General features: G+C 70.8%; 15 protein-coding genes. 10 read left to right on the forward strand and 5 right to left on the reverse strand.

Features of this window, described 5'->3' with window-relative positions; translation table 11 throughout:
- Positions 1 to 111 precede the first annotated feature (111 nt).
- Positions 112 to 774 carry an HU family DNA-binding protein gene (locus tag ACFYQ5_RS06785; RefSeq protein WP_389194101.1) on the forward strand — a complete coding sequence of 221 codons (663 nt, stop codon included), beginning with the start codon at positions 112 to 114 and terminating at the stop codon, positions 772 to 774.
- Between the two features lie 82 nt (positions 775 to 856).
- On the opposite strand, the gene ACFYQ5_RS06790 is transcribed toward ACFYQ5_RS06785, so the two are convergent.
- Complete coding sequence (locus tag ACFYQ5_RS06790; RefSeq protein WP_147959669.1) at positions 857 to 1060, reverse strand: hypothetical protein; 204 nt, start codon at positions 1058 to 1060, stop codon at positions 857 to 859.
- A gap of 10 nt (positions 1061 to 1070) precedes the next feature.
- Positions 1071 to 1757 (reverse strand): 2-phospho-L-lactate guanylyltransferase, encoded by a 687-nt coding sequence (gene cofC, locus ACFYQ5_RS06795; protein ID WP_389194259.1) that lies wholly within the window; start codon positions 1755 to 1757, stop codon positions 1071 to 1073.
- 146 nt (positions 1758 to 1903) lie between these two features.
- Here cofC and ACFYQ5_RS06800 point away from each other — a divergent pair, with 146 nt between their 5' ends.
- From ACFYQ5_RS06800 to ACFYQ5_RS06810, 3 genes are read left to right on the forward strand one after another with little or no spacing between them, the layout of a single operon-like run.
- Positions 1904 to 2662 carry a lysophospholipid acyltransferase family protein gene (locus tag ACFYQ5_RS06800; RefSeq protein WP_389194104.1) on the forward strand — a complete coding sequence of 253 codons (759 nt, stop codon included), beginning with the start codon at positions 1904 to 1906 and terminating at the stop codon, positions 2660 to 2662.
- A complete protein-coding gene (locus tag ACFYQ5_RS06805) occupies positions 2659 to 3669 on the forward strand; it encodes an NAD(P)H-dependent glycerol-3-phosphate dehydrogenase (RefSeq protein WP_389194107.1) in 1011 nt (336 codons plus the stop codon). Before ACFYQ5_RS06800 ends, ACFYQ5_RS06805 begins: the two co-directional genes overlap by 4 nt.
- Before the next feature lie 34 nt (positions 3670 to 3703).
- Complete coding sequence (locus tag ACFYQ5_RS06810) at positions 3704 to 4888, forward strand: D-alanine--D-alanine ligase family protein (protein WP_389194110.1); 1185 nt, start codon at positions 3704 to 3706, stop codon at positions 4886 to 4888.
- Positions 4889 to 4971: 83 nt separating this feature from the next.
- Here the strand turns inward: ACFYQ5_RS06810 and ACFYQ5_RS06815 are convergent, their stop codons facing one another.
- Positions 4972 to 5451, reverse strand: coding sequence for a DUF3515 domain-containing protein (locus ACFYQ5_RS06815; protein ID WP_389194113.1), 480 nt, complete (start codon positions 5449 to 5451; stop codon positions 4972 to 4974).
- Between the two features lie 20 nt (positions 5452 to 5471).
- Positions 5472 to 5705 carry an Lrp/AsnC family transcriptional regulator gene (locus ACFYQ5_RS06820; RefSeq protein WP_389194116.1) on the reverse strand — a complete coding sequence of 78 codons (234 nt, stop codon included), beginning with the start codon at positions 5703 to 5705 and terminating at the stop codon, positions 5472 to 5474.
- Between the two features lie 321 nt (positions 5706 to 6026).
- Here ACFYQ5_RS06820 and ACFYQ5_RS06825 point away from each other — a divergent pair, with 321 nt between their 5' ends.
- A complete protein-coding gene (locus ACFYQ5_RS06825) occupies positions 6027 to 6998 on the forward strand; it encodes a thiamine-phosphate kinase (protein ID WP_389194118.1) in 972 nt (323 codons plus the stop codon).
- A 10-nt stretch (positions 6999 to 7008) separates the two neighbouring features.
- On the forward strand, positions 7009 to 7818 hold the full coding sequence (gene thiD, locus ACFYQ5_RS06830) for a bifunctional hydroxymethylpyrimidine kinase/phosphomethylpyrimidine kinase (RefSeq protein WP_389194121.1): 810 nt from the start codon (positions 7009 to 7011) through the stop codon (positions 7816 to 7818).
- Between the two features lie 80 nt (positions 7819 to 7898).
- Here the strand turns inward: thiD and rpmB are convergent, their stop codons facing one another.
- Positions 7899 to 8084 carry a 50S ribosomal protein L28 gene (rpmB, locus tag ACFYQ5_RS06835; RefSeq protein WP_003965989.1) on the reverse strand — a complete coding sequence of 62 codons (186 nt, stop codon included), beginning with the start codon at positions 8082 to 8084 and terminating at the stop codon, positions 7899 to 7901.
- A 257-nt stretch (positions 8085 to 8341) separates the two neighbouring features.
- Here rpmB and ACFYQ5_RS06840 point away from each other — a divergent pair, with 257 nt between their 5' ends.
- From ACFYQ5_RS06840 to coaD, 4 genes are all read left to right on the forward strand, one after another.
- Positions 8342 to 9964 carry a DAK2 domain-containing protein gene (locus tag ACFYQ5_RS06840; protein ID WP_389194124.1) on the forward strand — a complete coding sequence of 541 codons (1623 nt, stop codon included), beginning with the start codon at positions 8342 to 8344 and terminating at the stop codon, positions 9962 to 9964.
- Positions 9965 to 10015: 51 nt separating this feature from the next.
- Entirely contained in the window at positions 10016 to 12244 is a 2229-nt protein-coding gene (gene recG, locus ACFYQ5_RS06845) for an ATP-dependent DNA helicase RecG (protein WP_389194127.1), read from the forward strand.
- 90 nt (positions 12245 to 12334) lie between these two features.
- Positions 12335 to 12919: a 16S rRNA (guanine(966)-N(2))-methyltransferase RsmD gene (rsmD, locus tag ACFYQ5_RS06850; protein ID WP_389194130.1), complete on the forward strand. Its 585-nt coding sequence runs from the start codon at positions 12335 to 12337 to the stop codon at positions 12917 to 12919.
- Between the two features lie 26 nt (positions 12920 to 12945).
- The gene (gene coaD, locus ACFYQ5_RS06855; RefSeq protein ID WP_389194262.1) at positions 12946 to 13425 is read left to right on the forward strand and encodes a pantetheine-phosphate adenylyltransferase; all 480 of its coding nucleotides are present in this window, start codon (positions 12946 to 12948) and stop codon (positions 13423 to 13425) included.
- Positions 13426 to 13473 lie beyond the last annotated feature (48 nt).

The following is a 13473-nucleotide window of genomic DNA, read 5'->3' on the forward strand; positions in this document are numbered from 1 at the left end:
CGGCACTAGGGTGATTAGCCCGTTTCGTGTTTGATTTGCGGTATATATCTGCCTAACGTGCGAAAAAGCCTGAACAGTTTCGTTCCGGGCAATGTCTCCGAAGGGGAAGACGTGAACAAGGCGCAGCTCGTAGAAGCGATTGCCGACAAGGTCGGTGGCCGCCAGCAGGCCGCAGACGCTGTCGACGTGGTACTCGACGCGATCGTCCGTGCGGTTGTCGCGGGAGACCGTGTCTCGGTCACGGGCTTCGGCTCGTTCGAGAAGGTCGACCGCCCCGCCCGGTACGCCCGCAACCCGCAGACGGGCGAGCGCGTACGGGTCAAGAAGACCTCCGTGCCCCGTTTCCGTGCGGGACAGGGGTTCAAGGACCTGGTGAGCGGCTCCAAGAAGCTCCCCAAGAACGACGTGGCCGTGAAGAAGGCTCCCAAGGGCAGCCTCTCGGGCGGTTCTTCCACCCGTACGACGGCGAAGGCGGCAGCGAAGAAGGCCACCGCCAAGAAGGCCACCGCCGCCGCCAAGAAGACCACGGCGGCCGCGAAGAAGACGGCCCCGGCCAGGAAGGCCACGACCGCCAAGAAGGCCACCGCCACGGCCAAGAAGACCACGTCGGCGGCGGCGAAGAAGGCGACCCCGGCGAAGAAGGCGACGGCGACCAAGAAGGCCGTCGCCGCCAAGACGGCGCCCGCCAAGAAGACCACGGCGAAGAAGGCGCCCGCGAAGAAGACCACGGCACGCACGACCACAGCCAAGAAGGTCACCGCACGCAAGAAGTGAGACCGAGCACCGCTCGTTCCTCATACGCGCCGGGCCGGGCTCCCCTCGGGGAGCCCGGCCCGCGGGCTGTTCAAGGGCCGTTTCAGAGCGTCTGCAACGTCACCAGGGTGATCCGCAGCGAGGCACCCTCGCCCTCGGTCTCGATACGCACCCGCTGCCCCGGACGCAGCAGCCGCAGCCCTCCCGCGTCGAACGCGGGTGCGTCGAAGTCCACCGGGGTGCCGTCGTCGAGCAGCACGCTGCCGGTGCGGGTCTCGGAGTCGTACGTGAACGAGGTCGCCTGCATGCGCGGCAGCCTATCGCTCGGCGGCAGGCACCGCCGGGGCCGTCAGCTCCGCGGTGAACCGCCCCACGCCCAGCGCGAGCGCCGCGCCCAGATCGTCGCCCGTGTCCACGTCCCTGCGGACCGAATCAAGGCCCGGCAGGGTGACCTCCACCGCCCCCGACGCCAGGTGCCGCACCCGTGACGCCCCTCCGAAAGCCGGCCCCAATTCCGTCCCGGGCGACGCGGAAAGAAATGTGGTGCCGATTCCCTGCGCATCACTGATGAATGTGCGGGGAAATGCGGCGGAGAATTCGAGCACCCGCGCCAATTCGTCGGGACGCAGGGCGGGCAGATCCGCGTTGAGCACGGCCACCGCCGCGTCCCCGCGCCGCACCCGCACCGATCGCGCACCGTGCCGCAGTGCCGCGTTGAGCCCGGCCGCCGGGGTGTCGGCCACCGTGCGCGCGCCGAGCGCGGCCAGCGCCGCTCCGGCCACCGGGTCGTCCGTGACGACCACCACATCCCCCACCGCCCCGCAGGACAGCGCGGCCGACACGGTGTCCTGGGCGAACGCCAGGGCCAGGCGCGGACGCAGATCCCCGCCCACCGCCCGGCCGAGCCTGCTCTTGGCCCGTGCGAGCGGTTTCAGCGGGACGACCAGGGACCAGGGGCCGGTCGGGTCGGTGTTCGTGGCGATCTCCCCCTCCGTACGCGTCAGCCCATATTCTCCCCTGCCGGTACGACAACCCGGAGGTCCGCCCCCACGGGTGAGGCGTACGGTGTTCTCCACACAGCAGGGGCCCGGGGCAGGACAGCACCGCCACGAGCCGCACAGCAGCTCGTTTCCTAGAGGAAGGCGTCCGAGTGTCCCGCCGCAGAATCGGCTTCTGGTACCGCCTGGCGGCGGTCATCGCGAAACCGCCCCTGGTGGTTCTGTTCAAGCGGGACTGGCGGGGAATGGAACACATTCCGGCCGATGGCGGATTCATCACCGCGGTCAATCACAACTCGTATCTGGACCCGTTGTCGTACGGGCATTTTCAGTACAACACCGGACGCGTGCCACGGCTCCTCGCCAAGGCCGGACTGTTCAGGACACCCTTTGTCGGCATGATCCTGCGTGGCACCGGGCAGATCCCCGTGTACCGCGAGACGACCAACGCACTCGACGCCTTCCGGGCCGCCGTCGCCGCCGTCGAGCGTGGCGAATGCGTCGCCTTCTATCCGGAAGGCACGCTCACCCGCGACCCCGACATGTGGCCGATGGCCGGCAAGACCGGCGCCGCCCGCGTCGCGCTGATGACCAAGGCCCCGGTCATCCCCGTCGCCCAGTGGGGCGCCAACCTCGCGATGCCGCCCTACGCCAAGGAGAACAAGCTCCAGCTGTTCCCCCGCAAGACCCTGCGGGTGCAGGCCGGTCCGCCGGTCGACCTCTCCCGCTACTACGGCCTGGAGCCGACCCCCGACGTCCTGCGTCAGGCGACCGAGACCATCATGGACGCGATCACCGCCCAGCTCGAGGACGTACGCGGTGAGAAGGCCCCCGTCGAGCTCTACGATCATCGCAAGGCCCGCGCTGAACAGCGGCGCAAGGCAGAAGGCAAGGGAAAGGGAACCACGTGACGCACCCCGTAAAGGCGGCCGTCTTCGGAACCGGCTCATGGGGTACGGCCTTCGCCGTGGTCCTCGCCGACGCCGGTTGCGAGGTCACCCTCTGGGGCCGTCGCGCGGAGGTCGCCGAGGCCGTCAACACGACCCGTACGAACCCGGAGTACCTGCCGGGCGTCGAGCTGCCCGCCTCGGTCCGGGCCACGACCGACCCAGCCGAGGCGCTGCGCGGCGCCGACTTCGCGGTCCTGGTCGTGCCTTCTCAGACCCTGCGCGCCAACCTCGCCGACTGGGCGCGGCATCTGGAGCCCGGCACCGTGCTCGTCTCCCTGATGAAGGGCGTCGAACTCGGCACGGCCAAGCGGATGAGCGAGGTCATCCAGGACGTCACCGAGGTCGGCCCGGACCGGATCGCCGTCATCACAGGCCCCAACCTCGCCAAGGAGATCGCCGAACGCCGCCCCGCCGCGGCTGTCGTCGCCTGCGCGGACGAGGACGTCGCCCGTCGCCTCCAGGCGGCCTGCCACACCCCGTACTTCCGGCCGTACACCAACACCGACGTGGTCGGCTGCGAGCTCGGCGGCGCCGTGAAGAACGTCATCGGTCTCGCCGTGGGCATCGCCGACGGCATGGGCCTCGGCGACAACGCCAAGGGCTCGCTCATCACGCGCGGCCTCGCCGAGACCACCCGGCTGGGGCTCGCCATGGGCGCCGACCCGCTCACCTTCTCCGGACTGGCCGGACTCGGCGACCTGGTGGCGACGTGCTCCTCACCGCTCTCGCGCAACCACACCTTCGGTACCAACCTCGGACGCGGGATGACGCTCCAGGAGACCGTCGCCGTCACGAGCCAGACCGCCGAGGGCGTCAAGTCCTGCGAATCCGTGCTCGATCTGGCGCGCAGGCACGGTGTCGACATGCCGATCACCGAGACGGTCGTCGGCATCGTCCACGAGGGCAAGCCGCCGGTGGTCGCGCTCAAGGAACTGATGTCGCGCAGCGCCAAGCCCGAGCGACGCTGACTCGAGCCCTACCAGCAGGTACGCTCGTCGCGATATGAGCAGCCAGAACCTCCCCCAGAGCCCTGAGAGCCCGCTGAGCTCCGAGCAGAGCTCCGAGCCGGGCCGTAAGCCGCGTGTGGCCGTCGTGTTCGGCGGCCGGAGCTCCGAACACGGCATCTCGGTCGTCACGGCCGGTGCCATCATGAGTGCCATCGACCGGACGAAGTACGACGTCCTGCCGATCGGCATCACCAGGGACGGACGTTGGGCCCTCACGTCCGACGATCCGGCCCGCATGGCCATCACGGACCGGCGAGTGCCCGACGTGGACCAGCTGGCGGAGTCCGGGCAGGGCGCCGTGACGCTCTCCGTCGACCCCGGCAACCGGGACGTCGTCGTGGGCGAACCCGGTTCGGTGCCCACGGTCCTGGGTGAGGTCGACGTCGTCTTCCCCATGCTGCACGGCCCCTACGGCGAGGACGGCACGCTCCAGGGGCTCCTGGAGCTCTCCGGTGTGCCCTACGTCGGCGCCGGTGTCCTGTCCTCGGCCGTCGGCCAGGACAAGGAGTACATGAAGCGGGTGTTCACCTCCTTCGGGCTGCCGGTCGGCCCGTACGAGGTCGTCCGCCCCCGGGAATGGGAGTCGGACCGCCCCGCCGCCCGCAAGCGCGTCATGGAGTTCGCGGCCGAACACGGCTGGCCGCTCTTCATCAAGCCCGCCCGCGGCGGCTCCTCCATGGGCATCACCAAGGTCGACGACGCCGCCGGGCTCGACGAGGCGATCGAGGAGGCCCGTCGGCACGACCCGAAGTTCCTCGTGGAGTCCCTGCTGCGCGGCCGGGAGATCGAGTGCGGCGTGCTGGAGTTCGAGGACGGGCCGCGGGCCAGCGTGCCCGCGGAGATCCCGCCCGTCACCGCGCACGACTTCTACGACTTCGAGGCCAAGTACATCGACTCGGCGGCCGGCCTCGTTCCCGCGCCGCTCACCGAGGAGCAGACGGCCGAGGTGCGGCGGCTCGCCGTCGAGGCCTTCGAAGCGGCCTCCTGCGAGGGTCTCGTGCGCGCCGACTTCTTCCTCACCGAGGACGGCACGTTCGTCATCAACGAGATCAACACCATGCCGGGCTTCACCCCGATCTCCATGTTCCCCCGCATGTGGCAGGCGAGCGGTGTGGAGTACCCGGAGCTGGTGGACCGGCTGATCACGGCCGCGCTGAACCGCTCCACCGGTCTGCGCTGACCTCTGGGGGCCTGGTGGGCCTGGTGGGCCTGGAGTGCCTGGAGGACCTTGAGGACCGGGACCGCCCCCGCGCGGGCCGGGCCTCAGAGACTGCCGGGTACCGTCTTCTCCACCGGCTCGGCGAACGCGGACAACGGGGTGATGTCGTGGGCGTACTCCGTCCCGAGCGTGACCTCGACGTACGCCTTGCGGTAGGTGGTCGTGAACCGCGGGCCGGTGTCATCGGGCTGTTCCAGCAGCCAGTTGACGCCGTCCGCGTCGACGGCCTCGGACTGGGAATCATCCATCTTCGCGGGCCGGGGGACGCCGCAGCGCAGTACGATCGCCCCGTCCCCCCAGTCGGCGGTCAGGTCCGAATCCGGCGAGGGATCACTCCGTTCCAGCCCGGCGACGGTCTCCGGCAGTTCCTCGTGCAGCTTCTCGCAGTACCCGGCGGCCTCCGACGACGGCGTGGGAACCGCCACCGAGGGGCCGGAGGAACAGCCCGCCGCCATCAGGACGAACAGGGCGGCGGGCGCAGCGAGAACGCGGGATCTGGGGGACCGGCGGCGGGTGTGAGTCACCGGACCAGCGTAGACAGGGGTCAGAGGTGGACGACCGGGCAGGTCAGGGTACGCGTGATGCCGTCCACCTGCTGGATCTTGGCGACCACCATGCGGCCGAGTGCGTCGACCGTGTCGGCCTGCGCGCGCACCACCACGTCGTAGGGGCCTGTGACGTCTTCTGCCTGGATCACTCCCGGAAGCTTTGCGATGGTCTCGGCGACGGTCGACGCCTTGCCCACCTCGGTCTGGATGAGGATGTACGCCTGTACCACGGAACCTCCAGGGCGGCCACGAGGATCATGTGGGGGAAAGGGACGCCACGTTATCGCGTTGCCTCGGGCCGCGGGGAGACCTGCGGGCCGGTTGACGCCCTCAGCGTGGCGTACGCACCACAGAAGTTGACGTATCTCTTGACGGTACCGACAGCAGTTGGGGCTCGCGACCGCAAGCCCACCGGTGCGGAAGGGGGGACAGTGATGCCTGCACGTCCCGGGGCCACCGGCTCCCGTGGGCCGTCCGCCCATGGTCCGGGCCGCCGGCCGCTGAAGCAGCCCGGACAGGTGTCCGGTGCGATAGATGAGAGGTGAGACTCGGTGAAGGGAACCGTGGGCGAGTTGGGGGAGTTCGGGCTCATCAGAGAGCTCACTTCCCGGCTCACCACCACTCCGGCGGTACGGCTGGGACCCGGCGACGACGCCGCGGTCGTGGCCGCTCCCGACCGCAGGGTCGTGGCCAGTACGGACATCCTGCTGGAAGGGCGGCACTTCCGCCGCGACTGGTCGACCGCGTACGACGTCGGCCGCAAGGCCGCCGCCCAGAACCTCGCCGACATCGCGGCCATGGGCGCCGTGCCCACGGCGCTGCTCCTCGGCCTCGTCGTACCGGCCGACCTGCCGGTCACCTGGGCCGGCGAGCTGATGGACGGACTACGTGACGAATGCCAGGTCGCCGGTGCGGCCGTGGTCGGCGGCGACGTGGTCGGCGGCGACACCATCACCGTCGCGATCACCGCGCTCGGCGACCTGCGCAACCACGAGCCCGTCACCCGGGCCGGCGCCCGGCCCGGCGACGTCGTGGCCGTCACCGGATGGCTCGGCTGGTCCGCGGCCGGATTCGCCGTGCTCTCCCGGGGGTTCCGTTCCCCGAGGGCGTTCGTCGAGGCGCACCGGCGCCCCGAACCGCCGTACCACGCGGGCCCCGCGGCGGCCGGGCTGGGCGCCACGGCCATGACCGACGTCAGCGACGGGCTCGTCGCCGACCTCGGTCACATCGCCGAGGCCAGCAAGGTCCGCATCGACCTGCGGTCCGGGCTCATCGACATCCCCTCGCAGATGTCCGACATCGGGCAGGCCGTCGGGGTCGACCCGCTGCAGTGGGTGCTCACCGGGGGCGAGGACCACGCGATCGTGGCGACGTTCCCGGCCGACGTGAAGCTCCCCGCACGCTGGAAGGTCATCGGGGAGGTCCTCAAACCGTCGGCGCTGCCCCAGGTCACCGTCGACGGGGCGCCCTGGACGAGCAAGGGCGGCTGGGACCATTTCGGATCCATCGAGGACGCCCAGTAGATTCCGGGGCATGACCGCAGCTGCCCCGATACCGCCCCGTGTCCTCACCGTCGCCGGATCCGACTCCGGCGGCGGTGCGGGCATCCAGGCCGACCTGAAGACGATGCTGGCCCTCGGCACCCATGGAATGAGCGTGCTGACCGCGGTGACCGCTCAGAACTCGCTGGGCGTGCAGGGGGCCTGGGAACTGCCGGCGGACGCCGTACGCGCCCAGTACCGCAGCGTCGTCGACGACATCGGAGTCCAGGCGGTGAAGACCGGCATGCTGTCCTCCGCCGCGCTCGTCGACCTCGTCGCGGAACTCCTCGCGGGCACCGGCGCACCCGTCGTCGTCGACCCCGTCGGAGTCTCCAAGCATGGGGACGCGCTGCTGGCCGCCGAGGCCCTCGACTCCGTACGCACGAAACTGCTGCCCGTCGCCACGGTCGCCACCCCGAATCTCGACGAGGTGACGCAGCTCACCGGCCTCACCGTGACCGACGAGCCGGGGATGCGCCGGGCGGCGGCGGAGATCCTCGCGTACGGACCGCGCTGGGTGGTGATCAAGGGCGGCCATCTGCCCGGCGAGGCCGTGGACCTGCTGACGGACGGCAGTGAGGAGCACTGGCTGCGCGCACCGAGGCACGACAACCGGCACACCCACGGCACCGGCTGCACCCTGGCTTCCGCCATCGCCTGCGGACTCGCCCGTGGCCAGGACGTACCGACGGCCGTGCGGGGCGCGAAGGAGTACGTCACCGGCGCGATCCAGGGCGGCTTCGCGCTGGGCGGCGGGATCGGCCCCGTCGACCACGGCTGGCTCGTACGCCCGGTCCGCTGACGCAGAGCACAGCAAAAAGCCGGTCCACCGAGGTGGACCGGCTTTTTGGGCAACCGGAAGGCTGCGCTACGACGGGGACGTCAGCGCGCGACCTTGCCGGCCTTGATGCACGAGGTGCAGACGTTGAGCCGCTTCGGCGTCCGACCGACCACGGCACGCACGCGCTGGATGTTGGGATTCCAGCGACGGGACGTACGGCGGTGCGAGTGCGAAATGCTGTTGCCGAAGCTCGGCCCCTTGCCGCAAACGTCGCAGTTGGCAGCCACGGGTCACTCCAAAGACTTCAGATGCACTTACAGTGAATTCCGGCACGCCGGAATCATTTTACTGAAGTGGCGGTACCGGGGGAATGGCCCGACTTTCGTCGGGCAACCGAAGCAGCATACAACGACTGCGTCGGAGGTACGAAACTACCATGGCTCCCCGGGCACTCCGTCCCGCACCTCTGCCCGGCGGACCCGTGGACGACGGCTACCCTGCGGTGCAGCCAGCCCCCCACGGCCGCCCCCAAGGAGGACCAACGGTGCCGCAGTTCCCCGACGATCTTGACGCCGTCGCGGTGCGCACCTGGTGCTCACTGGCGCTGGAGGCCCTGGGCCGGGAGCGGGCGGCCATCGACGCCATCAACGTCTATCCCGTCGCCGACGGGGACACCGGCACCAACCTGTATCTGACCGTCGAGTCGGCGGCCGCCGCCGTCGAAGCGGTCTTCGCCGCCCACGAGACCGCCTCCACCGTGCCCGCCCCCGCCGACGCCGTGCGGGCCATGGCGCACGGCGCGCTGATCGGCGCCCGGGGGAACTCCGGGACCATCCTGGCCCAGCTGCTGCGCGGCATGGCCTCGGTGCTGTCCGACTCGGGCGACGCGCCTCACCTGCGGACCGCGCTGAAGGAGGCCGCCGCGGCGGCACGGCTGGCCGTCGCCCATCCCGTCGAGGGCACGGTGCTCACCGTCGCCACCGCCGCGGCCGAGGCGGCCGGGGCCACGGACGGGAGCGCCGGCCTCAGGGACGTGGTCGAGGCGGCGTACGAAGGGGCGCGCGCGGCCCTGGCCGCCACCCCCGGCCAGCTCGCCGTCCTCGGGCGCGCGGGCGTCGTGGACGCGGGCGGGCAGGGACTGGTGACCGTGCTCGGCGCACTGCTGGAGGCGGTCGGCGGACGGGCGCGGGAGCGCGCCGTCATGCCCGCACCCGCCGTCCTGCCCCTGACCGGCGACTGTGCGGACCCGGACCCGGACGGCGGGCCGGCCTTCGAGGTCATCTACCTGCTGGAGGCTCCTGACGACGCGGTCGCCCGGCTGCGGAGCCGGCTGGACGCCCTGGGGGACTCCCTCGTCGTGGTCGGCGGCGACGGCCTGTGGAACGTCCACGTCCATGTCGACGACGCCGGGGCGGCCGTCGAGGCCGGGGTCGAGGCCGGCCGGCCCTACCGGATCCGGATCACCCACTTCGCCGCCGACCGGGGCACGGCCCACCGGGAACCCGCCCAGCGCGCGGTCGTCGCGGTGGTACCCGGCGACGGGCTCTCCGGACTGTGCGCGGAGGCCGGGGCGACCACCGTGCTGGCCCGCCCCGGCGAGCCGCCCGCCAGCGGCGAACTGGTCGACGCCATCAGGCGGGCCCACGCGCGCGAAGTGGTCCTGCTGCCCAACGACGCCCAGCTGCGCCACACAGCGGCCGCGGCCGCCGAACAGGCGAGGAGCGAAGGCATCCGCGTCGCCCTGGTCCCCACCCGCGCCGCGGTCCAGGGCATCGCCGCGCTCGCCGTCCACGAACCCGGCCGCAGCTTCGACGAGGACGTCGTCGCCATGACCTCGGCGGCCGGCGCCACCCGGTACGCCGAACTGGCGGTCGCCGAACGGCAGTCGTGGACCATGGCGGGCATCTGCCAGGCCGGCGACATCCTCGGCCTGATCGACGGGGACGTCGCCGTCATCGGAGCGGACGTCCCCGGCACGGCCCGCACGGTCCTGGACCGGATGCTGTCGGCGGGCGGCGAACTCGTCACCCTGATCCTCGGGGAGGACGTGCCCGAGGCCCTGGCCGACGAGCTGAGCGACCACATCCGCGAGGGCTACCTGGCTGTCGACACGGTCTTCTACCGGGGCGGCCACCAGGCGGCACCCCTGCTGATCGGCGTCGAATGACACGTCGCACTGCGCTGCGCCCGGCACCATCTGTCAGTGGCGTGGTGTGCAATGGACCGCGTGTCCGCTTTCGATGAACCTCTCAAGAAGCTGCTCGGCGGAGCCACCGCGAAGGTGATGGCCGAACACCTCGACCTGCACACGGTCGGGGATCTGCTGCACCACTACCCGCGGCGCTACGAGGAGCGGGGCCGTCTCACGGCGCTCACCGATCTCCCGTTGGACGAGCACGTGACGGTGGTCGCCCAGGTCGCCGACGCGCGGATCATGATGTTCAACAACGGCCGCGGGAAGCGCCTGGAGGTCACCCTCACCGACGGGAGCGGCAGGCTCCAGCTGGTCTTCTTCGGACACGGCGTCCACAAGCCCCACAAGGAACTCCTCCCCGGCCGGCGGGCGATGTTCGCGGGCAAGGTCTCCGTCTTCAACAGGAAGACGCAGCTCGCCCACCCCACGTACCAACTCCTCGACGCGAAGGACAGTGACGAGGCCGCGGATGTGACCGAGGCCGTCGACGCCTTCGCCGGGCAGCTCCTGCCGATCTACCCCGCCTGCAAGCAGCTCGACTCCTGGCGGATCGCCAAGGCCGTCGACACGGTCCTGCCCAGCGCGCAGGACGCCGTCGACCCGCTGCCCGCGACGCTCCGGGAAGGACGCGGATTCGTCCCGCTGCCCGAGGCCCTGCTCAAGATCCACCGCCCGCAGACCAAGGCGGACGTCGCGGCCGCGCGGGACCGGCTGAAGTGGGACGAGGCCTTCGTCCTCCAGGTCGCGCTCGCCCGCCGCCGTTACGCGGACACCCAGCTCCCCGCGGTGGCCCGCAGATCCGTCCCCGGCGGACTGCTCGACGCCTTCGACGCCAAGCTGCCCTTCACCCTCACCGAAGGCCAGCAGAAGGTCACCGGAGAGATCTTCGGCGACCTGGCGACGGAACACCCGATGCACCGGCTTCTGCAGGGCGAGGTGGGGTCGGGGAAGACGATGGTCGCCCTGCGCGCGATGCTCACCGTCGTCGACGCGGGCGGCCAGGCCGCGATGCTCGCCCCCACCGAGGTGCTCGCCCAGCAGCACCACCGGTCCGTCACCGAGATGATGGGCGAGCTCGCGGAAGGCGGCATGCTGGGCGGCTCCGACCGGGGCACCAAAGTGGTGCTGCTCACCGGTTCGATGGGCGTCCCGGCCCGTCGGCAGGCGCTGCTCGACCTGGTCACGGGCGAGGCCGGGATCGTCATCGGCACCCATGCGCTGATCGAGGACAAGGTCCAGTTCCACGACCTCGGTCTGGTCGTCGTCGACGAACAGCACCGCTTCGGAGTGGAACAGCGCGACGCGCTCCGCTCCAAGGGGAAGCAGCCGCCCCACCTGCTGGTGATGACGGCCACACCCATTCCCCGTACGGTCGCGATGACTGTCTTCGGGGACCTGGAGACCTCCGTCCTGGACCAGCTTCCCGCCGGCCGCTCGCCCATCGCCAGCCATGTGGTCCCCGCCAAGGACAAGCCGCACTTCCTCAGCCGCGCCTGGGAACGCGTACGCGAGGAGGTGGAGAACGGCCACCAGGCGTACGTCGTCTGCCCCCGCATCGGGGACGACACCGACGAGGCCCCGGAGAAGGGGAAGGGGAAGAAGCAGGCCGACGCCCCGTCGGCCGACGACGCCGAGAAGCGGCCGCCGCTCGCCGTGCTGGAGATCGCCGAGCAGCTCGGGAAGGGCCCGCTCACCGGGCTCCGCATCGAGGTGCTGCACGGCAGGATGCACCCCGACGACAAGGACGGCGTCATGCGCCGGTTCGCCGCCGGCCAGGTCGACGTCCTGGTCGCCACCACCGTCATCGAGGTCGGGGTGAACGTCCCCAACGCCACCGCGATGGTGATCATGGACGCCGACCGCTTCGGTGTCTCCCAGCTGCACCAGCTGCGGGGCCGCGTGGGGCGTGGCTCGGCCCCCGGCCTCTGCCTGCTGGTCAGCGAGGCCCACGAGGCGAGTCCCGCCCGGGCCAGGCTCTCCGCGGTCGCCGCCACCCTCGACGGCTTCGAGCTGTCCCGGATCGACCTCGAACAGCGGCGCGAGGGCGATGTCCTCGGCCAGGCGCAGTCCGGGGTCCGCTCCTCTCTGCGGGTGCTCAGCGTCATCGACGACGAGGAGGTCATCGCGGCGGCCCGGGAGGAGGCCGTCCGTGTCGTCGCGGACGACCCCGGGCTCGAGCGGCTGCCGGAGCTGCGCATCGCGCTGGACGCCCTGCTCGACAAGGACCGGGAGGAATACCTCGACAAGGGGTGACCGGGCGGATCCCCGGTGACGCCATATCGTGGGGAGCACGGCACACGTCCCCTCCTGTGTGCCACCCGCGACCCGAGGAACGTAAAGCCCATGACCCGCGTGATCGCCGGCTCGGCCGGCGGACGCCGCCTGGCCGTCCCGCCCGGCACCGGCACCCGCCCCACCTCCGACCGTGCGCGCGAGGCCCTGTTCTCCACCTGGGAAGCGCTCCTGGGCACGCTCGACGGCATCCGTGTCGCCGACCTGTACGCCGGTTCCGGCGCCGTGGGCCTGGAGGCGCTCTCGCGCGGAGCGGCCCACGCGCTGCTCGTGGAGGCCGACGCCAAGGCCGCGCGCACCGTCCGTGACAACATCCGCACCCTCGGTCTGCCCGGCGCCGAATTCCGTGCGGGCAAAGCCGAACAGATCGTGACGGGACCGGCGCCTTCCGAGCCGTACGACGTGGTTTTCCTCGACCCGCCGTACGCCGTCACCGATGGCGATCTTGGGGAGATCCTCCTCACACTCCGTGCTCAGGGGTGGCTCACGGGCGACGCTCTCGTCACGGTGGAACGGAGCACCAGAGGCGGGGAATTCAACTGGCCCGACGGATTCGAGCCACAGCGGGCGCGTCGCTACGGCGAGGCCACGTTTTGGTACGGTCGCGCCGCCTCTACGTGCGAAGACGCACGATGAACGCACCGGAGAGCGAGGGAATCACGTTGCGCCGCGCCGTCTGTCCGGGGTCGTTCGACCCCATCACCAACGGACATCTCGACATCATCGGACGAGCCTCGAAGCTGTACGACGTCGTGCACGTCGCAGTGATGATCAACCAGTCCAAGAAGGGCCTGTTCACCGTCGACGAGCGGATCGAGATGATCCGTGAGGTCACGGCGGACTTCGGCAACGTGGAGGTCGAGTCCTTCCACGGCCTGCTGGTCGACTTCTGCAAGCAGCGCGACATCCCGGCGATCGTGAAGGGTCTGCGGGCCGTCAGCGACTTCGACTACGAGCTGCAGATGGCCCAGATGAACAACGGCCTCTCGGGGGTCGAGACGCTCTTCGTGCCGACGAACCCGACCTACAGCTTCCTGTCGTCCTCCCTGGTCAAGGAGGTCGCCACCTGGGGCGGCGACGTGGCGCACCTGCTGCCGCCGACGGTCCACGAGGCCCTGGCGGAGCGTCTCCGCCAGCAGTGATGTGCTGACGGTCCGTCACCAGGTGTCGGACGGGAGGCGACTGGCCTT

The organism is Streptomyces sp. NPDC005794, assembly GCF_042871445.1.
Taxonomy (GTDB): domain Bacteria; phylum Actinomycetota; class Actinomycetes; order Streptomycetales; family Streptomycetaceae; genus Streptomyces.